The sequence below is a fragment of the Niastella yeongjuensis genome, assembly GCF_900110245.1.
In the GTDB taxonomy this organism is placed as follows: Bacteria; Bacteroidota; Bacteroidia; order Chitinophagales; family Chitinophagaceae; genus Niastella; species Niastella yeongjuensis.
The window spans coordinates 706352-728843 of sequence record NZ_FOCZ01000002.1 but is presented as its reverse complement, the minus strand read 5'-3'; the positions used below and the strand labels follow the sequence as shown (position 1 = coordinate 728843).

The following is a 22492-nucleotide window of genomic DNA, read 5'->3' as shown; positions in this document are numbered from 1 at the left end:
GAGCATACACGCATTACCTGCTAGGCCGCTACTACTGCCGGTTCCAGTTCTTCTTTTGCTTCTCTCTTACGGAACCGGGTAATAAATATTACAACTGAAATAACGATCACAATAATGCCTATGTAACGGAAGGCTTCTATATAAGTAATAGATTCCGATTTAAACAAAAACCCGAAGGCCATACCACCCAGATTGCCACCAGCGCCCACAATACCAGCAACCAGACCCACATTTTTATCGCTTATAAATGGTACAATACCGTAAGTGGCGCCATTGGCCATTTTCAGGAACAGGGCAAACAATAACATGGAGGCAATTGCCAGCACCAGCGTTCCAGCCTGGGCAAACACCAGCAGTCCCAGTCCTTCCAGCATCAAAACAGAACCCAACAACAAACCCTTGCCACGCATTCCATACTTGTTCCCCACTTTATCTGATACAATACCACCCAGTGCGCGGGCAAAAAGATTCATAAAGCCGAAGATCCCTGCCCAAAATCCGGCACTGCTTTGATCCAGCTTGAATGTATCTACAAAATGTAAGGAGGCTACGTTATCGAAGGTGATCTCCATGCCGAAACACATACCATATGCAAGTGCCAAAGCCCATACGCGCCAGTCGCCCAGTATCGACCAATCGGTTTTGGTTTTTGCGCTACCCGTACGGCCAATCTCTTTATAGTTACCGGCAGGCGTATCTTTCGTAAACCTGTAATATAAAAATGCAATGATGAGCATCATTATACCCGGTACTATCATGGCTAAACGCCAGGCGTTGTGCGGCGTATAACCAAAGCCAACGATAGCGGCAAAGATCAACGGCATAACCATGTTTGTAACACCGCCACCCAAATTCCCCCAGCCACCGGTAACAGCATTGGCTGTACCTTTTATTTTTGCGGCAAACATCATAGAGGTATGAAACTGGGTAATTACAAATGAAGCGCCGATGACACCAATTGCCAGGCGGAACAATAGAAAGGTGGTATAATCATTTGCCAGTCCTACCAGGAAAACCGGGATAGAACCCACCAACAGCAACCGTACTGCAGTAATACGCGGCCCCCAGGTGTCGCACAACCGGCCAATGACCAGGCGCGCAACAATGGTAGATGACACGGAAGCAATAATGATATTTCCAATCTGTGCTTTTGTTAATCCAAGATCGGCACGTATTGTTGGCATCAGCGGAGCCAAACCAAACCAGCCAAAAAAGCAAACAAAGAACATCAGCCAGGTAATGTGGAATGTTCTCATTTGAATGCCGCTGAGCGAGAAAATTTTCAGTTTATCGAGTGGTTGATTCATATTTTTTAGATTGAAGTGGAGGGGGGCTCCCTAATTTATTTGCTGCTAGATTTAAAAAAATCCGGACGTATATTGATCATCAGGTACGCCCAGTTGGCATTGTGCCTTGCCTGGTCCATAGTGGTTCTTTTTACATACTCGGTACTGTTGTTTGCCTTCATGTATGAGTACCCGAGCTCCAGTGTAGTGAACTTATTGAGTGAATAATTGGCGATGAAATCAAATTCGTAGCCTAAATTCTTATCGATATTCGCTTTTTCGGGATCAGCTGCATTCGCCATATTCTGCGCCAGCATAAAATTGTGTGCATCGAGGCTTACAAAAAATCTGGTGGCCTGGTATTTCACTTTAAAGTAGGCATCCTGCAAACCACCTACAGGCGAACCTGTTCCTACGTAGTAGTAATCCATATAGCCCCAATGTTTATGCGGCGTACCATACAGGGGGTCGAAACGATGCGTTTCGTTGGCCGGTGTTGTTGCACTGTTTCCTGATAAATAGTCGTAACCGGGACCAAAGCTGAATTTACCTTTTTGTAAAGTGAGCGAGGCGGTGTAATGGGAAGCATTCAGGTCTTTTCCATCGCGGTCTTTACCACTTTGAAAATAAGCGCCTACCTGCCAGAAATTTTTCAAAGCGGTTGCGTTGCCAAAAGAGCCATTGATCATTAAACCGTATGTAAGCCGGCTGTTCACTCCTTTCACATCGTATCTTCTGCCATATACAAAACCGTTAGCATCGCTGCCGGCAGAATCGAGCCGGTATTTTGCGAAATCATCTTTAAAGAAAAGCCCTGCGAATTTCACCTCTCCAAACTTGCGGCTTATATACAGCATCTGGAAGCTTTTATATTGCTGGTTCATGCCATTGGTGCTTACATTATTAGCCAGCACGGGTGCACCCGCTTTGCTGCTGGCAGCACCCACGGCTCCATTGGGCGACAGGGGTAACATACCCGCCGGTGTGGCCACCAGTTCACCCAGAGAGTTGGTAACATAGGGAGGAACGTTGCCTGCCACATAGCCGGTTCCGGTATAACCAAATGCATCGGTATTTTGATTGAACCCGGCGCCCAGGTCAACCTGCCAGCCATGGTGCATTGCTTTTACCAGTAATGCATCGTGGCGGCGGCCTTGTTGCAACCAGTCCAGGTCGCCCAACAACCGCACATCATCATATATTAAAGCCTGACGGCCGATCTTAAAAGAAAGATTGTCGATACCCTTTGTCTTTATGGTGGTATCAGCCACATTCATAAGCGTTACTTCTGCCCAGGCTTCATGCACCATCAGTTTGTTTCCATCGGCATTATTAATGGTAGAAGCATCCTGTCCCCATACCCGTACATCCTGAACAGAAAAGTTGAAGTTTATCCGGTCCCATTTGTAGCCGAAGGTTAAGCGGGCCCGTTGAGAGGTTAAAAAAGCAGGGTCAGTACCTTTTGCATTAAGTGTTCCATAGCCATCACGCACTTCTGTACGCGTACGCAACTGCCCCGTCAGGGAAAATTGCGCAACGCCGTTGGTGGGTCTTCCCAGGAAATACACAATGCCGGTTACTGCCATGAAAATTAATTTTTTCCTCATACTTTTGTTTTGGTTTTTTAAAGATGATCCATTCGTTTGATGTGATTTACTTTCCCCCGGACAGACTGCCATCTGCCGGGGTTTTTAATCGGCTGCGTCGTTTTTCGATCTTATCATGCAGTGAATTTTGGTTACAAAATTGGAAGAAAATATGGCGGGCAATTATTACCAAAGTCATAAGCAGGCAACCGTTAGAACCATCAACCAAAACATATTTCGTTATTCTTCAATTCCTATATATACCAGGTCATTTTCAATTTTAACCGGATAGGTTTTTAAATCGCCGCAATCATCACCACTCAAACATTTTCCGGTGGAAAGGGAGAAGGTTTTTTTGTGAAAGGGACATGCCACTTTGGGTTCGCTGTTTTGTGTGCCTATCATTCCCCGGCTTATGGCCATTTGCATGCGGTGCGGACACATATTTTGTGTGGCATACCACTCACCCCGACGACTGAAATTGAACAAGGCAATTTGATCATCGTGATACTTTACACAAACACCCCCGTTATCAGGCACATCAGTGGTACGGCAGGCTAAAAACCAGGTAAGTACGTTTTCTTGGATCATAACATGTCATTGAGTTTTACAAAAAAGAGTCCCTGTTCAGCTCTCGCTGATCAATTTTTCTTATGGCATTAAATGGGGAAATAAAAACCCGCTGCATTTTTTTGATGCAGGCAAACAATCGTTAGAATACGTAGCCGCAGCCAGTCAATAAACCGGTCGGCCACATAGCAAGTGTGTGTGAGTGTTTTAGTGTATCAGAAGAAATTATCAGAAGAATGGCGGCCCCGCGGCCCGGCCAACAGATGATGCGTGTTGTTTGATTATGCTACTTCCACTCCTTCGCTTTTTTCTGCTCCCGCATGGGTTCAAAAGTGATGGAAGGATCTTTTACTTCGGGTGCATTTACAAAATGCGAGAACCGTTTGCGGATCTCAGGATTTTCCACTGCTTCTTTCCATTCGCATTTATAATTGTCTACCAGCAATTGCATTTCTGCTTCCAGCTGGCCGGCAATACCCAAACTGTCGTTTATTACCACATTTTTCAGGTAATCGATACCCCCTTCCATTTTGTTCAGCCAGGTAGCTGTTCGCGTTAATGGATCGGCTGTTTTTATATAGAACATCAAAAAGCGATCGATGTATTTTATGCAGGTTTCCGAATCAAGATCGGTGGCCAGCAACAGGGCGTGTTGTGGTTTTGAACCACCGTTTCCGCACACGTACAGGTTCCAGCCTTTTTCCGTAGCGATGATCCCGAAATCCTTGCTTTGCGCTTCGGCACACTCGCGGATACAACCCGATACGGCCGATTTCAATTTATGCGGTGCGCGCAAACCGCGGTATCTTTCTTCAATCCGGATAGCGAAGCTAACACTGTCGTGCAAACCAAAGCGGCACCAGGTACTGCCCACGCAACTTTTTACCGTACGCAATGCTTTACCATATGCATGACCGCTTTCAAAACCTGCAGCGATCAGTTCACTCCAAATAGCGGGCAGATCACTTACGTGCGCACCAAACAGATCGATACGCTGACCGCCGGTTATTTTTGTATACAGATTGTATTTCCTGGCCACCTCCCCTATTACGATCAGTTTTTCAGGCGTAATTTCTCCGCCGGGAATACGAGGTACTACAGAATAGGTACCACCTTTTTGAATATTGGCCAAAAAGCGGTCGTTGCTGTCCTGCGCAGTATCGTTTCCTTTTGCCAGGATCATTTCATTCCAAAGACTGGCCAAAATAGAAGCTACCGGTGGTTTACACAATTCGCAACCATCGCCTGTACCCAGTTTATTCAACACTTCGTCAAACGTCATGAGCTTATGCACCTTCACCAGGTCGTATAGTTCCTGACGGCTGTAATTAAAGTGTTCGCATAAAACATTGCGTACATATTTTCCCTGCGATTTAAGAGTATGCGTGATAAGGTCTTTTACCATGGGCACACAGCCACCACAACCGGTACCGGCTTTGGTACATTTCTTAACAGCATCCATGGTTTCGTTGCCATCGCATACCGCCTGGCAGATATCGCCTTTTGAAACGCTTTCGCAACTGCAGATCAGCGCGTCGTCGGGCAAACTGGTTATACCTGCTCCGCCTTCGCCGCCAGATCCGCCACGGGCGCCCAGGATCACATCTTCAGGATTGGGCGGTAATACCACTTTATTCTTGGAGGTTTGCAGCAGCATGTTGTATGCATCTGCATCGCCCACCAGGATACCGCCTAATAAATATTTTCCGTCGTTTGAAATATTGATGCGTTTGTATACACCCTTCATACTGTCTTCCAGCACAATGCTGCGTCCTTCGGTATGCGACACAAACGGATCACCAAAGCTGGCCACGTCAACCCCTATCAGTTTCAGTTTGGTGCTCATATCGAAACCGGTGAACGATTTGTCGCCGCCCATCAGGTTGGCAGCTACCACTTCGGCCATTTCATAACCGGGTGCCACCAGCCCATAGATCATACCACCATGCAGCGCACATTCGCCAATGGCAAAAATGAATTGATCGGCAGTTGCCAATTTATCGTTCACCACAATTCCACCGCGGTGGCCTGTTTCCAAACCAGCCAGTTTTGCCAGCTCATCACGCGGCTTGATACCGGCTGAGATCACCAGCATATCAACATCCAGTTTGGTATCGTCTGAGAACTGCATACCATTGATAAACTGATCGCCCAGGATCCCGGACGTGTTCTTACTTGTATGAATGGAAAGCCCTAAAGATTCAAGCTTTGCTTTTAAAATGTTGGAACCGGCCTCATCAATTTGCCGGGGCATAAGACGGGGAGCAAATTCAATAACGTGGGTATTGGTTACGCCCAGGTCAATCATGGCTTTAGCCGCTTCCAGGCCCAGCAAACCGCCGCCAATTACTGCACCGGTCTTTGCTTTTTTAGCATAGGCGGTCATCAGTTCCAGGTCCTCGATAGTGCGGTATATAAAAACACCTTCTTTTTCAACACCGGGGATAGGTGGTACAAAGGCTGCAGAGCCGGTGGCCAGAATCAGATAGTCGTAAGATTCAGTAATGCCATGGTGAGAACGAACGGTCTTTTGTTCGCGATCTATATAAGAGATGGGATCTCCTAAATACAGTTTAATGTTTTTTTCTTCATACCAGTCAAGACCTGCCATGGTGAGGTCCTCGGCTGTTTTACCGGCAAAGTATTCACTTAGATGAACACGATCGTAAGCCGGACGGATTTCTTCCCCAAAAACAACAATTTCAAATTGCCCTGATTGGGCTTTGGCTGTAAGCTTTTCACAAAACTTGTATCCAACCATTCCATTGCCGATAACTACAATTTTCATAATCTGCGGTTTTAAGTGTCAGTTAATTCGCAGGCAATCGTTACATTAATTTAAATCACATATAAGAACAAGATGGCAATTCACTAAATTTCTATCCATTGTTTTGTGATCTCTGTAATAAAAATACGCTCTTTTTGTTGTAATTTTTACTCAGTTCTCAAATATAGATAATATATTTATTTTACTAATGTTTAATTATATAGATTTTTGTCTCACTTTTGAGGTACGAACCAGAAAGCATTAAGTCAATCATAAGCTATTGCGATTTTGCGAACAGGTTCGGCCCAAAAAGCATACATTAATTATTATTACATATAATTTTTACCGGTGAAACGAAACAAACAGGGTTGTGATCTGAAGAGCTGCTTTTTATGCAGATTGTGTTCAAAAGAATGGCTGCCGGCTGTTGACGCCCATCGCCAGAGCTTTCATGTAAATAAAGGCGAACTGCTTTTTACCGAAGGCACCGAGGTTACCGGCATCTACTTTATATATAAAGGAACATTCAAGGTTCATAAAAAATGGACGGAAGATAAGGAACTGATCGTTCGCCTGGCCCGAAGCGGCGCCATACTGGGTCATCGCGGCTTAGGTAATGATGTTTTTTATCCTGTGTCGGCCACTGCATTAGAGCCGGGCGAAGTGTGTTTTATCGACATTGGCTTTTTTCAATCGACTTTGAAAGTAAACCCACAATTTTTATATGAACTAATGATGTTCTTTGCCGGTGAATTGAAAGAGTCGGAAAAAAAGATGCGCAACCTGGCGCACATGCCGGTTAAAGGAAGAATTGCCCAGGCCTTGTTATCTATTCAGTCAACCTTTGGCACATCACCTGACGGTTTTCTGGATATCAACCTGAGCCGTCAGGACCTGGCTTCGTATACCGGCACTACTTATGAAACAGTATTCAGGCTCATGAACGAACTGGTGCAGGAAGGCAGCATAGCCTTATCGGGCAGGAACATTTATATAACAGATGCCGATAAGTTACTTACATATACCGTTCAATAATCTCTTTATTAAAATTATTCTTTAGTGGCAGCATTAACTGTAGAACCCGAATTAATTGTAGCAGGCGCCGGCGCAGGCGATCCCGAACTGATCACCTTAAAAGCATATAAACTTTTACAGGAAGTACCGGTTGTGTTATATGATAACCTCGTCAATAAATCATTGCTCGATTATACCAAACCTGGCTGCGAAAACATTTATGTAGGTAAACTTCCTTATGGCGATTATACACCGCAGGAACAAATACATGAACTCATAAAAGAGAAAGCCTTTTCAAAAGGCAGGGTGCTTCGGTTAAAAGGCGGCGATCCTTTCATTTTTGGCAGAGGATTCGAAGAGATATTGTACGCACGACATCATGGTATAAAAACAACGTTCATCCCCGGTATTACCAGCATGCAGGCCAGCGGTTTTTATGACATTCCTTTAACCTTCCGGAACATCAGCGAAAGTATTTGGGTAGTTACCGGTACCAGGAAAGATGGTTCTTTATCTGCCGATCTGCAACTGGCTATACAAAGCAAAGCCACCGTTGTAATTTATATGGGCATGAAAAAACTGCCTGAGATCTCCAACATATACATCGATAAAGGTTATGGCGATATGCCTGCGGCTATTATTCATTATGCTTCGTTGCCGTATCATAAACTTGTCAGGGGCGCAATCAAAGACCTGCCACAACTGGCAACAGAACAACACATCACTCACCCGGCACTTATTATTATTGGTCCCGTTACCGATACTGCATTACTGGCCGGCACTGAATAACCACTAATAAACCTATAATACATATTAACGGTTATCATATATCGTTATACATTACGACAAATTCATACTTCAAATCGTAGTTTATTACAGGATTCCTGTCAAGGATGCATAAGCTAAGTACTTCTCTGTATAATCAGCTATATGGTGAATAGTATTCACATAAGATTCACATTTTTTCTGTTGTCACGCACCAGCGTTTCGGTGTTTTAAACGAGGTATTCTGTCACAAGTAGCAACAGGAAGAAATTTAGCGATACTCGCCTTAAATTCTTCTGAATTTTATACAAGGGCTCTGGTTAGGCACTCTCCAGGTTTCCGGCTAAAACTACCGGAAGCTATCATTAGTTATGCAAATAACATGCTCTACACCAGGTATTACAGGCGGGAAGGATGGGTTCCTTTCCTCTACCTGCCTGCACCCGAAGAATGAAATAGTTTATACCAAACTCTTTCCACATTCTTCGTATACATTATCGTTACGCCCATTTAGCATTCCCCGTGATATGCCCGCCATTTATAGCTGGGCATGGAAACTGAGCCGTGCGGCCAATACCGTGGCAGCCAGTTACCTGTATGCAGGCAGTTCCGACTTTGCCCGCTCTTTTATGGTTTTGCTGAATAACCGGTTGGCGCTTTGCCAGGTCGATATTTGCTCCGCTGACAAAGACGGGTTATATGATACCTTTCCAGATTCATCTGGCAGTTATGTTATTCGACTATTGATGAATTCCAATAAGAAAACAGTTCGCCCCTTACATCTCAAAGCCCTTCAAACCTGTTTGGAATATTTCTTTTTATTCCCGGAGATCAAACAGATCATCGCTGAACCCGAAGCCGGGAATAAAATGTACAACGAGATCTTGTTAAAGGCCGGATTCAGGCACCAGGAACAGGTGTTTAGTCAATATACAGTATGTAACCTATTAGTTTGTACAAGACAAAGCTTTATACCAGAAGTCCATTAACCTTGTCCCAACCTTGTCCTAACCTTGTCCTAAAAACTAAGAGCTAAAAGTGAGTAAAAGAGCTGTCAAGTGCTTTCCATAAAACCTCTTTACACTCTTTTGCTCCTTACCGCTCTTGGTTTACAACCTTGTCCAGTATTGCACCTTGTCCTAAGTTAAACTTGTCCTATAGCGCAACCCCACTAATTCTCCTTAGTTTGCTTGCCTTATCCTTCAATACCTTATCCACCCATGGAACCATGGGCATCAAGCAGTCTAAAAGAATCATTAAACCCAGGGAGGGAATCAATGTTGGTTCCCTCCCTTTTTTGTTGGTGCCATTGTATTGATTGCCGGCACCCGTAAACAACGTAACCCGTTGTTCCCTCAATGGGGATTTTTATGGACAGTAGCTCTTATATACATTCCTATTAGTCAAATCATTAAATGCGGAACAGGATTTGAAGAAGATACAGTACAACATATCTATTACTTATTTAAAATTTATAATCATGACTACAACAACTAAAGTTATTCTGGGCCTGGTAGGCGCTGCTGCTGTAGGCGCTGCAGTGGGAATGTTATTAGCTCCTGAAAAAGGAACTGACTTAAGAAGAAATATTAAAGATTCTGCCGGCAAATGGTCTGATAAACTGAGCGACATGTGGCAAAATGGTAAAAAAGCTGCCGAAAAAGCCTCTTCTCGGATGCAAACCGAAATGTAAGATTCCGGTTTCAACACCGAAAGACCATATCCGGGCAGGCCGTTGGCCTGCTCTTTTTTTGTTCCTATCTGTCGGAAATAAAAAACCCCCTTCTGGCCTCTCCGCCAGCTGGTGGGGAGGTTGGAGGGGGGCTGTTTAAAATCTGGATTACTGTTTTACCAGTCTAACTATCACTTTTATACTTCCCTGCCATACTATTGCTGTATATGTTCCCGGTCTCCAATAGGCACCCACGGTAACATTGGCCACATTGCTAACATTATAAATGGAGGTTACATAACCACCCGTTGAATCGTAAATGTGAATAAAGATGGAATCCGTATTCGCACTGGTGATCATCAATGTGAACGTAGTAGTGGAAGGATTGGGCTTCACTTTTACAGTTAAGATACCCAGGTCTGGTGGCGGCGGCGGTGTTTTATCGGCAACTACCTTCACCGTAACCGTATCAGTAGCCATTGCCCCTTTATCGTCGGTAACCTGTAGCTGGAATAAATAAGTACCTTCAATGAGGTTGTTAAGCATCGTGGTGGAAGCAGACGGGGTTGACAAACCAAAGGTTGGCGGCCCACTTACTTTCGACCATTTGTAACTAACGATCCTGCCGTCTGAATCGGATGATTTCGATCCATCCAACAGCGTGCTGTTCTTTGGAAGGGTCATGGTAACATCAAGACCGGCATTGGCACCAGGCGGCTGATTGCCTGGTGATGCTACAGTATCTTTTACCAGAATCGTAACAGTATCATTGGCCGTAGCATTGCCGTTATCAGTTACTGTTAACCTGAATACATAAGTGCCAGCTACCAGATTTTTCGCCTGAGTAGTGGAAAAACCCGGAGAGACAATCAGGGATGTATTAGGCCCGCTCACTTGTGACCAAACATATTTGGTAATACTTCCATCAGGATCCGTTGATTTGGAACCATCCAGAGTAGCACTGTTTACCGGCAGGGTAATTACCTGGTCCTGGCCAGCATTGGCAGCGGGCGCCTGGTTGGCCGGTGTAGTGGAATTACTTACGATTACATTCACATCATCAGAAGCAGTGAGGCCCTTATCGTCTGTAACCGTTAAGCGTAACACATACGTACCCGCAACCAGTCCGGTCACTAAGGTTGATGCAGAACCGGCGTCGTTAAAATTAACATTGGAAGGCCCGCTTACTCTTGACCAGGCATATTTTACTATAGTGCCGTCGGGATCTTTTGATGCGCCACCGTTCAGCTGAGCGCTGCTGGTAGGCATTTTAATATTGATATCACCACCCGCATTGGCCACAGGCGCCACGTTAGCCGCCTGCACGGTGATGGTTACATCATCTGAGGCAGAAGCGCCTTTATCGTCGGTAACTGTTAATCGGAACACATATACACCCACCGCCAAACCGCCTACCGTTGTTGTTGCGGCTGCCGGGTTGGTAATGCTGTATTGCGAAGGACCACCGATTTTTGTCCATGCATAGGTTTTGATGGTGCCATCAGTATCTTTCGAAGCTGCACCATCCAGGGTTACTGTGTTGTTGCTGGAGGATACAATGCTGTTATCAGCGCCGGCATTGGCAATTGGCGGCTGATTGCTGGCAGGTGGTGGTTGTGTACCAATGGGATCAGAAAAGAGCTGGTCCATAGGAACATACTCCTTTTTTGTACTGGCACTTGTCCAGTATAAACCCATTCCTTTACGGTCATCTGTATTAAAGTGTTCCAGTTTGATATCATACTTCTGGCCGGCCACCAGGTTAACGGCGGTTGCATTTAACTGGCCGGGATACATTTCTTTCCAGCTGTCGAGGATCAGTTTGCCATCCACCCACAAACGTACCCCACCGCCTGTTTCTGCAGTGAAGGTATACGCTTCGGTATACTGGGCCATTACTTTTCCCGACCAGCGTACAGAGTAAGTATTGCCGGTTATTTTATAATGCACACCCAGCTGCGTCCAATCGAGGAAGCTTACGTTGTGATCGGTTCTGGTAAATACCAGCTTTGATAAATTGGCGTCAGAAAAATACTCGCCTTTCAACCCCCTTCCGTCACCCCAGATGGAGGCAGCAAACGGAGCAATATTAGCTTTACCTGATTTTGAAAGCATATAGGGCGTACCGCTAACAGGCTGCACCCTGATATTTTCAGCGGAGCCTGCGAGGGAACTCAACAGATAATCTACTGCGCTGGCTAACAAAGAAAGCGCGCCACCCGCTATGCCCGATGTTGTACATTGTATTACATCCAGGTCTTTTGTTGCCACTGGCGAGGCATTCATGATACCTGCCTTTTTGTGGCCGGTAATGGTGCAGTTCCTGATGAACACGGGTCTTTCGCCATCCAGCGGACCTTCATCCAGCACAATGGCGTAATCAAGACCGGCGGCATCGATCACCATATTCTGGAATTTCAGGGCGTTGCTGTTGCCTGATGATGCCTTGATCGTTATCTGGCTATTGTAAACATAACCACCCGTGTACAGATAGGTGTTGGTATACGCGCCGTGGTAAATGCCCAGGCCACAATTATACACAATGGAGTCCCTTACAATGTGGTTCTTCAGGTTGTTCTGCCAGGAAACCAAACCTGCATGGCAGTTATGGGCTATATTATTCTCGAATTCCCAAACGCTTTCAATCAATCCTTCCATCCAGTAATAAGCGCCGCCGGCCCTGAAGTCGCCGGTTGTGCCTATACAAACGTTGTTGTTACAAACGTTGTCGTCGCCGGGTCCCAATAAGAACCCGCTGGATGCAAAGGTGGGTGCGTCTTCAGAATCTACATCGAGCGCTTCGTGAATGAACTTGCTGATGGCTACCAGGTTTCCATCCCATACAGTGCCATGCGTAAAGTCAAGCACGTCCCACCAGAAGGCAATCTCCATTCCATTATAGGCAACGTTGCCTTTCAGTGTGATACCGTTCGAAGAGTGTGGAACATAACAGTGGCTACCGGTGTCGCGAATAACACAACCTTCAACCATCGTGCCTACAGTACCGTTATCACAATGGTGAAAGTGAATACCATATCTTCCTGGAACAAATTCAGCGGTACTGTCGCCACCCCGGTTTTTGCGGGGACCAATGTACCTTACCTGAATGTTCGAAATTGTTTGTGGTACGGATGAACGAATGAAGATGTGCGTTCTGCCGTTGGCAGTTCCTTCAATGCGCACATTTCTGGTGAGGTTGATTACCTCTGCACTCCACATGTTGTTGATTTGCGGATGCGCACGCAGGGTCCCTGCGCTTAAGGTAATGGAGGAACCTGAAATACTTTTAATAGTCCGCTCATCAAAGCCACTTAGATAAGCGTTACCCACAGTAGGTGACTCGGTTGGAGCGATGCTGATCTCATCTTCAACCTGCCAGCCTGCTGGGGAGCTGTTTAAATTAATGGTAGTGGCGCCCAGGGCAACGCTGCCGGCCGCACGAACAAACGCAGTTTTCTTAGTTCCTATCAAATCCAGAATACCCGAACCCATAGCCCATAAGCCAACATCTGTAGTCAATACATCCATTCCGCCACCAACGAACTTGCTTTCGTTGATATTAATAAATTGTAACTTTTGAATTACACTGGCAGAAGAGGGACGCATCGTTAATTTTCCTTCTACTACTACATTGCCTGTAGATTGTAACGTAGTGCTTTTGTTGCTGTCGAACTGTAATGTGGCTCCGCTGCTTACAGCTACGCCTGCATAACTAGCAGTGGTTAAGTCATACGTAACTGTATGCCCTGATGAGATGAGTGGGATATCTGTAGGCACGGGTAATTTTCCACCCCATGTACCCGGATCAGACCAGCTGCCTGATTTTACTGTGGAGATAGAACCTTCAAGTGCGAATGTTTGTCGTGGCGCACACTTAACTACGCTGGCACGGATTTCTTGCTTCTTCGCCCCCAATTGGGCAGTAATAGCTACTCCGGTAGCAGTCAAAGACGCATCACGGAGGAACTTCCTTCGAGTAGTGTTGTGATTCATAGGGATATTTTTACGTTTTTCTTAAAGAGTAATTTCACGAGTAGCTCAACAAACATGATGCCCAAAAAAACAAACACTAAAAGTTTCATAAAAAAATAGACTTAAGTCAAACACATTGTCCATTTTAGAATATGACACCTTTTTTAAAATATTCATCCTCACAGAACTCACTACTGTATTGGCATTTATTATAAACTGCACACAATAAAAAAAAGTATGACCGGGAATTTTAGATTTTTAAAAATAGTAATCATGGGTATGCCAGCAACGGAAACATACTATTTCATTATGGAATTATTACTAGTTTTCAATAAGCACTTGTACTTAGTTAAATGTGGAAAACAGCTGACCTGGAAGAATCTGAGAAATTAAGGATGGAAAAGGAATTGTACGATGGTTGAGAAAAACGAGCAGCAGGTGAAGTGGCAAAAAATAAAAAAGCCAGTCCCATTAAGACTAAAACTTAATAGAACTGGCAGACATATATACTATAAAGAAGAAGAAACCTAAAACAGATGCCCGTTACCGATAATTGTATTAGAAACAATTTACCACACGGGTCTTTTGAAGTTATTTCATGATGCTTTCGAAACGGTTGAAGATCTTAATGAAACCCCACACCGCTACTTTGAATTTCCAGAAGGGAAACAAACCGCTTACGTGAATACGGCTGATGAAGTATCTGTTTTGCAGGGGCTGTTTATCTACCCAATTACTTACGCGGAAAGCCAGGCGTACATCATGCTGCTGCAGCAGTTCAAACAAAGCCTGACGCTTGTCATCATTCGTTTGGCTGTAGGCACCAAATGTATAAGCATGACAGGGTTGAACGGGTATGCCCAGTTCCTGCAGCCTGTCTTTTGTTTTTTTAAGGTCTGTTGCTATTTCCGGCAGGCTCAGTTTTGAATAGCTCTGGTGACTGAAAGTATGCAGGCCGAATTCCACCATGTCTTTACTCATTTCCAACGCTTCCTTTACCTGCATAAACTCCCCCATGGGGTTGGGCACCAGGTGTTTGTTATCCGGAGACTGAATAAAACCAGCTACGAGGAAGATGTTCGCCTTAATATTATATTCTTTCAGCAGCGGGTATAAAGCTGTGTAATTATCGCGGTAGCCATCGTCGAGCGTGATCATAACCGGTTTGGCCGGCAATGGCTTTTTTTGTTCTATATGGGCCAGTACATCACTGATGAAGAGGGTGGTATACCCCTTTTCGTTCAGGTAACTAAAATGCCTACGCAGTTCGGCCGTGTTCACGGTAAGGAAATCAAAATCGTTACCGCCGCTTATTTTGTGGTAATTCAAAACCGGTAATCCGCCAAATGCAGATCCCATCTTAATTATATATAACGCCGCAATTACTATTAATAACGCTATTATTAAATATACTACCATTATCAGTGCATCATTTAACCGGGTTATTTACATATCCTTCTACCGCATTCTCTTTAGGTATTATTTCAAGCGCACGATTACTTAAAACCAGGCTATTGGCCGGAATATCTGAATTAATATAGGAGTTGGGGGCAATCAGCACGTTGTCGCCTATTTTAATATTACCCACCAGTACCGAACCGGTACCGATCCATACATTATTTCCAATAACCGGGCTGCCTTTCATTTTACCCCGGTTGGTTTGGCCAATAGTTACCCCATGTTCCAGGTTGCAGTTATCGCCAATTACAGCCTTGCCATTCACCACTATCATTCCAAAATGGCCCAGGTATAACCCCTTCCCTATTTTGGTGGTAATGGGGATCTGAAAGCCATATTTGTATTTATAACGCTGGTATAACATGCGGTAAAAAATACCGGGAAGGGAATATTTCTTATGGCTGGCGCATTTCCTCAAAACATAAGTGTACCTAAAACCGGGTACGGCGAGACCTTTAAAAAACGCTTTTCTGTCGTTCCTGCCAAAGTACCGGTAAAGGTCTGACCTGATCAACTCGTCCATTACCTCGTGTTTTCAATTTTTAAATCGGGATACGTTACTTCATTATGCGTTCAAAACGCTTAACTATTCTAATAAAACCTATGGTGGCCATTTTAAACTTAAACAGGTCGTAGGAACCGGTTACCGTTAGCCGGTTCAACAAATACGGGTTCATGCCCTGCATGGGAAACTTATTCAGCCGGTCGCCTACTTTAAAGGCATAGCGAACCCCATATTTCTTCAGGATGCCAAACACGGCTTTCTGTTTTACAGGCTCATGCGACATATGCGCAGCAAATGAATAGGCAAAGACCGGCTGGTAAGGAATACCCAGGTAATCGAGCCGTTCTTTGCTCAGGCGCATATCTTCATCGATTTCCTCCAGCGTCATATGGTGATAGCTCTTGTGATACATGGTATGCAGGCCATATTGAACGCGTTCACTGCAAAGCTCTTTGGCTTCTTCCACCAGCATAAATTCCCCTTCGGCCCGGGGCCCCAGGTTATCGGGCGTTTGTACAAAGCCCGCTACTATAAAAATATTGGCCTTACAATTGAATTCTTTTAATAAGGGATACAGGTCGGTGTAATTATCCCTGAAACCATCATCGAGCGTGATCATGATTGCCTTGGACGGCAGCGGTGTGCCTTTTTCCAGGTGATCGATCATATCACTTAAAAAGATGGTAGTGTATCCCTTTTTTGTGATGTATTCAAGCTGCTCGCGCATGCACGAAGCAGAAACAGTTAAAAAGTCGGGTTTCTTTGTACTGCTGATCTTGTGGTAAACCAGCACAGGCAATCCCTTATAAAAAGGTCCTGCATATAAATACATCAGGATGAAGGCTACAACCAGGATTGCTACTGGTATTATCAGGTATACCATGGAACGGGAATATTGAGGTTAATTAATTGCTGACGACGCTCACAGGAATAACACCCACGTAAAAAAAATGAACAGGCAACAACCATCATAATACATTGCTTCTCGGGTTCCATCAATATACTATGGCTGCTGCCTGTTATCATGGTTGGTGTTTCAATCGGCGGCCGTTGCTGTAAAGGCCTTATTAAGTTGTAGATCAAGTTTTTCGTATTGAGAATTCTTGCTCTTGAATTCCGGTACCAGCTCTTTCATCTTTTTCACAATTCCATAGTTATCTTCCAGCCGGCCCATACTGATCAATTCTTCAATATCTCTTACAACTTTATGTGAGCAAGGTATGATCTTGGCAATTTTGATCTTCTCGTGGTGCGTTGGCAGTGTTTTCTCTTTTTCATTCAATAACTCTTCATACAATTTTTCGCCGGGACGTAAACCACTATATACGATCTTGATGTCTTCATCGGGTGTTAAACCAGCCAGGCGGATCATCTTCAACGCCAGGTCAACGATCTTTACCGGTTTACCCATATCGAATACAAAGATCTCTGAACCTTTACCCATGATCGCCGCTTCCATTACCAACTGAACTGCTTCGGGGATGGTCATGAAATAACGGGTGATCTCCGGGTGTGTTACAGTAACCGGTCCACCCTGTTGAATTTGTTGACGGAACCGGGGAATTACCGAACCATTGGAACCCAGCACGTTTCCAAAACGGGTGGTAATGAATTTCGTTTTGGTGCCGTTTGCTGCATTTTTATCCTGGCCGTTGATGAGACCCATAATGGTCTGATCTACCAGGTTATCGGCAACCGTACTCAACGACTGCACATACATTTCAGCGATCCGTTTGGAGGTACCCATTACATTGGTTGGATTTACCGCCTTATCGGTTGAGATCATTACAAACTTGTGTACGTTGTACAGCACCGACAGGTCAGCAATGATCTTTGTACCCATTACATTGGTAAGAATGGCTTCAGACGGGTGTCTTTCCATCATGGGCACGTGCTTATAGGCAGCAGCATGGAATACAAAATGCGGGCGGTATTCGCGGAAGGGGATCTGCATACGGTTGCGATCGCGAATATTTCCTATAAAGATCTTTATATCGGAGCCGGGGAATTTCTCTTCCATCTCCAGCTGAATTTCATGCAAAGGTGATTCTGCCTGATCGCACAGGATCACTGCTTCCGGACCGAACGACAATACCTGGCGTACAATTTCAGAACCAATGGAACCAGCCGCACCGGTGATCAGAATTCTTTTACCACTTAACTCACCGGAGATTTGCTCATTGTTGATATTGATGGGTTCGCGTTGCAACAGATCTTCGATCCTCAATTCCTGAATTTGTTTCAGGCTCAGCTTGCCATAGATCCATTGGTCAGAAGGGGGAACCGTTAATACTTTTATCCCGAACTGTAAACATTTTTCAATCACCACTTTTTTATCCTTGCTATCGAGCTGTTCGTTCATCAGGATCAGCTTATCGATCTTCTTCTTTGTTTTCAGTAAAGGCAGCTCCCTGATGTGATAAACTCTCTTCTGCTGAATGGTTACGTTTGCTTTGTTGATATCGGTCTCTACAAAACCGGCAATTACGAATTTATTGGTGATGCTCGATTCAACGGCCTGTTTAACCAGCATGGCTTCGGTATCACTGCCAAGGATCAGCACATTTTCCTTCAACACAATGGCATTATGTTTTACATAATAATAAAAGCCACGAACCGCAGAACGCAACATCATATGCAGGGTACAGCTGATAAAAAAGTTTATCAACAACACACCCGGAATGTTCAGCGAGTTAATATGATATTCTCTGTTTACAACGAATACAACAGCAATGGGATATAACACACCGGTGATAAGTACCGCCAGGGAAATCCGCATCATGTCGTATACATTCGAAAAGCGCAGCATGCCCGTGTGTATGCGCATGAAATAAAACACCGGCAACGACAGTGCGCAATAAAGAATGGTATATACAAAAAAGTGCCCGCGCAATATTGCGGAGAACTCAAATTGTTTTATGACAAAATATGATAACGTAAATGAGAACCCGGTAATAACCAGGTCTATTATCAATATTACCCATCTGGGTACAGGCCTGGAGAATGACAGAAACTTCTTCATGCTATTAGCAATAAGTTTACAATGTTGATTGTTCCTAACACGTGGATTTTCCAGGAAATAAATGGAATGACCATGTGCGTTATGCAATGGATGGCCAAGCGAAACATGGATATTACGCAGGAAATATGGATCCGGGGTTAACCTGAATGCACAGAAAAATGGATTGTAAACTCTAGGAAGTTCAAAGGATTACCACTACAACAACAACAGGCGGATTTTTACACCAGGATATTGATCAAAGGAGGCTAATTATAGAAGGACAACAGCTGGATTTGAAAATGAGGACATTTCATAGGAACGTTGCGAGGGCTGTAACTAAAGCGAAAGTTACGCAACTAATTGGATTATTCGCAATATTTTTGGATGATTTTTTCACTTTCACCACTTCCCTGATGCGCGCCACCACTCGGTTTAACTCAGTATCAGTTAAATTTGAACCCGATGGTAAACAAAGCCCTTTATCGAACAGACCATCGCTTACCCCATTGCCATAATACGGGTAGTTTTTAAATACCGGTTGCAAATGCATAGGCTTCCATAACGGCCTGCAATCGATATTATCTTCATGCAAAGCGTTCTGAATATCAATAACTGAATACTGATCACTGTCAACCAGGATGGTTGTTAACCAATGGTTGGAATAATAATCTTTACCCGGGTCGGTAATAAACGCTATTCCTTTTATATCCTCCAGGGCTTGTTTGTAAAAGTCAAAATTGTACCGGCGCCGGGCAACCCGTTCAGGCAGTACTTCCATTTGACCACGGCCAATACCCGCACATATATTACTCATCCGGTAGTTATACCCGATTTGTGAGTGCTGGTAATGGGGGGCATGATCCCGGGCCTGGGTAGCTAAAAATCGGGCCTGCTTTATATATCCTTCATTGGCCGATATAAGCGCACCACCACCTGAAGTGGTTATTATTTTATTCCCGTTAAAGGAAAGAATGCCCAGATCGCCGAAGGTACCTACAGCTCTCCCCTTGTATGTTGAACCCAATGCCTCGGCAGCATCTTCCACTACTGGTATCTGGTACTGGCGGGCAATGCTCATGATCTCATCCATTTGAGCAGGCATACCATACAAATGCACTACAATGATCGCCTTGGGCTTTTTACCATTTTTAATACGGTCCTGTATAGCCAGTTCCAGGTATTCGGGCGACATGTTCCAGGTGGTTTCTTCACTGTCGACAAATACAGGTGAAGCTCCCTGGTATACGATAGGGTTGGCGGAAGCTGAGAAAGTCAGTGACTGGCAAATTACTTCGTCACCGGCTTTAACGCCCAGTATTATTAATGCCAGATGCAAGGCTGCTGTTCCGGAACTCAATGCTGCCACATGCACATTATTTCCCAGGTACGCTTCCAGGTCGTGCTCCATACCAGTTACATGAGGGCCCAGCGGCGCAATCCAGTTTGTAGCAAATGCTTCCTGAACATACTCCAATTCCTTTTCTCCCATATGCGGGGACGACAACCAGATTTTCTCTTTCATTGAATGCAACTTAAATTGGCAAAATAAAATGCTTTTGCAGATAAAACAAGTTCAGCCAATCAGGTTATTTAAATATTATCTACAAACTATTTTTTTCTAAAATCATACCGGCTCATTCATCTTAATGATCCGGCCGGGATTGCCCACCACCACTGCATGATCCGGCACATCCCTGATTATAACAGCACCCGCACCTATCATTACCCACTTACCTATGCGAATTCCCTGTTTTACACAGGCGCCAATACCCACTTGCGTGCCCTCTCCCACCTGCACATCTCCTGCCAGGGCAACATTGGGTGATATATGTACAAAGTTGTCCACTACACAATCATGATCAATGGAACAATTGGTATTTAATATAACATGTTCTCCTATGACGCTGTGCACATTTACCGAAACATTAGCCATTATCACAGTTCCCTGACCAATTGAACTACGTGGTGAAATCACTGCTGACGAATGAACTGCATTGGTAAATTGTACCCCATTTAATTTTTGAGCTACTATTTTTCGGATGCGGTTACTTCCTATAGAAATGATAAACTCATCTTCCGGTACTACTGCAGCCTGCTGCAAAGTATTATACACAGAATAATCCAGTAACGTTTTTACGTTCGGATTGTCATCAATCAATCCATTGGGAATCCGGCCCTGGCTCTCCAGTACTTCACAAATCACCTTCGCATGGCCACTTGCGCCATACAATAATATTCGATTGGTAAACGACATAAGTTGATAAGGGCAATTCTCAGAAAGGATTTTAACAGAAATAGTAAACAGTACTCAATTAGGTAAATACAAAGAAAGGCATCAAATATGTGGCGTAAAAATACACACTTATATTTGATGCGCAATATTATAATTGGGTAAACCCTTATTTTTTTAATCAAATTACCACTAAGCGGTAAACCGATAATACCGGCCAGCCTTGCGTTTCACAAAGCCTTCGGCATAGCTGTATGTCTCTTCATCATCGATTTCCCGCTCATCGGACATTGTGGCATTCTCTAACCCGCCCATCATAATCATTACCGGGAATAATATGGAACGAAGCAGCGTTTTCACCGGCCGCAGTTCTTTAACTGACTCAATAACTGCTTCTGTTACAGTTTTGCATTGATCGTTGGTCAGCTGAGGATAAATGGGAAGTGATATCTCGTTATTATATAAATTATAAGATGCAGGATAGTCCTCGATCTTATAACCAGCCTGCTTAAACACAGTAAGCATAGGCAATGGTGTAAAATGCACATTTACAGCAACAGACCGGCCTGATATGCCTTCAATAATTTTATTGCGTTCTTCCTCATTACCGTTCTTGATACGTAATGGATACAGATGATAAGAAGAAGCACAGCCGCTTTGCTGATACGGCGGACAAATAGCCCAATCGTATTTTGAAAAGATGTTGTTATAGAAATCAAATACCCGCTTTCTTTCAATCAGCAACAGGTTCTCATATTTTTTAAACTGCGCCAATGCTACTGCGGCCAGTACATCGGGCATGTTCATTTTAAAACCAGGATAAATAACATCGTATTGCCAGGCGCCGGCCTTTGTTTTTGTAAAGGCATCTTTTGTTTGGCCATTCAAACTCCAGATGCGAAGCGTATTATACACTTCTTCGCTATTAAATGGCGCCGGCAGATTAATGGCAATAACACCCCCTTCGGCAGAAGTAATATTTTTTACGGCATGCAGCGAGAATACAGTAATGTCGGCACAGGAACCTATGGGCTTGTTCTTGTATGTGGCGCCCAGCGCATGGGCGGCATCGTCCATGACCATGATGCGGCCCAACTGGTGTTGCGCATCCGATGCCGGCCGGAATTTCTTTTTTATGTCCTCCTCATTCACGATGCTGTAAATGCCATCATAATCGCAAGGCCAGCCTGCAAAATCAACTGCAATGATCGCTTTTGTTCTTTCGGTAATGGCCTCTTTTATTTTTTCGCAATCGATATTAAAATCACTTCCTACATCCACCATAACCGGCCTGGCACCTACATGCATTACAGCCAATGCCGTAGCGCAATAGGTATAGGCTGGCACAATTACTTCATCGCCTTCTTTAATACCATACCAATGTAACATCAATATCATACCCGATGTAGCTGAGTTAACAGCCAGGGTATGATCAATATTGCAGAACAAAGCCATTTCCATTTCCAGTTCTTTTGTTGCAGGGCCAGTGGTCAGCCAGCCGCTTTGCAAAATAGAGGTGACCTCTTTAATTATATCATCATCGATATAAGGGGGTGAAAATCGAATCATAATCAGAGCAACTTAGGGTTTATAGTGTTTAATCGTTCATAAGTTAACCACGTAATAATAAGTTACGATTATTTTAGCAGAATAACCGGGTAATACA

Annotated in this window: 16 protein-coding genes; 4 read left to right on the top strand and 12 right to left on the bottom strand. The window is 44.3% G+C overall.

The features are described from left to right. Positions 1 to 20: 20 nt before the first annotated feature. The 4 genes from BMX95_RS07680 to nirB form a co-directional block, all read right to left on the bottom strand. Positions 21 to 1307 (bottom strand): MFS transporter, encoded by a 1287-nt coding sequence (locus tag BMX95_RS07680; RefSeq protein ID WP_081201512.1) that lies wholly within the window; start codon positions 1305 to 1307, stop codon positions 21 to 23. Between the two features lie 35 nt (positions 1308 to 1342). Next, positions 1343 to 2893, bottom strand: coding sequence for an alginate export family protein (locus tag BMX95_RS07675; protein ID WP_177193683.1), 1551 nt, complete (start codon positions 2891 to 2893; stop codon positions 1343 to 1345). 219 nt (positions 2894 to 3112) lie between these two features. Next, positions 3113 to 3463 carry a nitrite reductase small subunit NirD gene (gene nirD / locus BMX95_RS07670; RefSeq protein ID WP_081201510.1) on the bottom strand — a complete coding sequence of 117 codons (351 nt, stop codon included), beginning with the start codon at positions 3461 to 3463 and terminating at the stop codon, positions 3113 to 3115. Between the two features lie 265 nt (positions 3464 to 3728). Beyond that, positions 3729 to 6230, bottom strand: coding sequence for a nitrite reductase large subunit NirB (nirB, locus tag BMX95_RS07665; protein ID WP_081201508.1), 2502 nt, complete (start codon positions 6228 to 6230; stop codon positions 3729 to 3731). 327 nt (positions 6231 to 6557) lie between these two features. Here nirB and BMX95_RS07660 point away from each other — a divergent pair, with 327 nt between their 5' ends. The 4 genes from BMX95_RS07660 to BMX95_RS07640 all read left to right on the top strand — a co-directional run bounded on the left by BMX95_RS07660 (position 6558) and on the right by BMX95_RS07640 (position 9681). Beyond that, positions 6558 to 7244, top strand: coding sequence for a Crp/Fnr family transcriptional regulator (locus BMX95_RS07660; RefSeq protein WP_081201506.1), 687 nt, complete (start codon positions 6558 to 6560; stop codon positions 7242 to 7244). Positions 7245 to 7268: 24 nt separating this feature from the next. After that, complete coding sequence (gene cobA / locus BMX95_RS07655) at positions 7269 to 8012, top strand: uroporphyrinogen-III C-methyltransferase (RefSeq protein WP_081201504.1); 744 nt, start codon at positions 7269 to 7271, stop codon at positions 8010 to 8012. Positions 8013 to 8359: 347 nt separating this feature from the next. Further along, on the top strand, positions 8360 to 8977 hold the full coding sequence (locus BMX95_RS07650) for a GNAT family N-acetyltransferase (RefSeq protein WP_090519335.1): 618 nt from the start codon (positions 8360 to 8362) through the stop codon (positions 8975 to 8977). A gap of 491 nt (positions 8978 to 9468) precedes the next feature. Then, the gene (locus BMX95_RS07640) at positions 9469 to 9681 is read left to right on the top strand and encodes a YtxH domain-containing protein (RefSeq protein WP_081201498.1); all 213 of its coding nucleotides are present in this window, start codon (positions 9469 to 9471) and stop codon (positions 9679 to 9681) included. Between the two features lie 147 nt (positions 9682 to 9828). Here the strand turns inward: BMX95_RS07640 and BMX95_RS07635 are convergent, their stop codons facing one another. From BMX95_RS07635 to BMX95_RS07600, 8 genes are all read right to left on the bottom strand, one after another. After that, positions 9829 to 13653 (bottom strand): PKD domain-containing protein, encoded by a 3825-nt coding sequence (locus BMX95_RS07635; RefSeq protein WP_081201496.1) that lies wholly within the window; start codon positions 13651 to 13653, stop codon positions 9829 to 9831. A gap of 570 nt (positions 13654 to 14223) precedes the next feature. Further along, on the bottom strand, positions 14224 to 14991 hold the full coding sequence (locus BMX95_RS07630) for a polysaccharide deacetylase family protein (RefSeq protein ID WP_165758971.1): 768 nt from the start codon (positions 14989 to 14991) through the stop codon (positions 14224 to 14226). 70 nt (positions 14992 to 15061) lie between these two features. After that, positions 15062 to 15613 carry a serine O-acetyltransferase gene (locus BMX95_RS07625; RefSeq protein ID WP_081201492.1) on the bottom strand — a complete coding sequence of 184 codons (552 nt, stop codon included), beginning with the start codon at positions 15611 to 15613 and terminating at the stop codon, positions 15062 to 15064. Positions 15614 to 15647: 34 nt separating this feature from the next. Next, positions 15648 to 16478, bottom strand: coding sequence for a polysaccharide deacetylase family protein (locus BMX95_RS07620; protein WP_081201490.1), 831 nt, complete (start codon positions 16476 to 16478; stop codon positions 15648 to 15650). A gap of 153 nt (positions 16479 to 16631) precedes the next feature. After that, entirely contained in the window at positions 16632 to 18617 is a 1986-nt protein-coding gene (locus BMX95_RS07615; RefSeq protein ID WP_081201488.1) for a polysaccharide biosynthesis protein, read from the bottom strand. A gap of 289 nt (positions 18618 to 18906) precedes the next feature. Then, entirely contained in the window at positions 18907 to 20118 is a 1212-nt protein-coding gene (locus tag BMX95_RS07610) for a DegT/DnrJ/EryC1/StrS family aminotransferase (protein ID WP_081201486.1), read from the bottom strand. Positions 20119 to 20220: 102 nt separating this feature from the next. Beyond that, the gene (locus BMX95_RS07605; protein ID WP_081201484.1) at positions 20221 to 20850 is read right to left on the bottom strand and encodes an acetyltransferase; all 630 of its coding nucleotides are present in this window, start codon (positions 20848 to 20850) and stop codon (positions 20221 to 20223) included. Between the two features lie 168 nt (positions 20851 to 21018). Beyond that, complete coding sequence (locus BMX95_RS07600; RefSeq protein WP_081201482.1) at positions 21019 to 22395, bottom strand: DegT/DnrJ/EryC1/StrS family aminotransferase; 1377 nt, start codon at positions 22393 to 22395, stop codon at positions 21019 to 21021. Between the last annotated feature and the right edge of the window lie 97 nt (positions 22396 to 22492).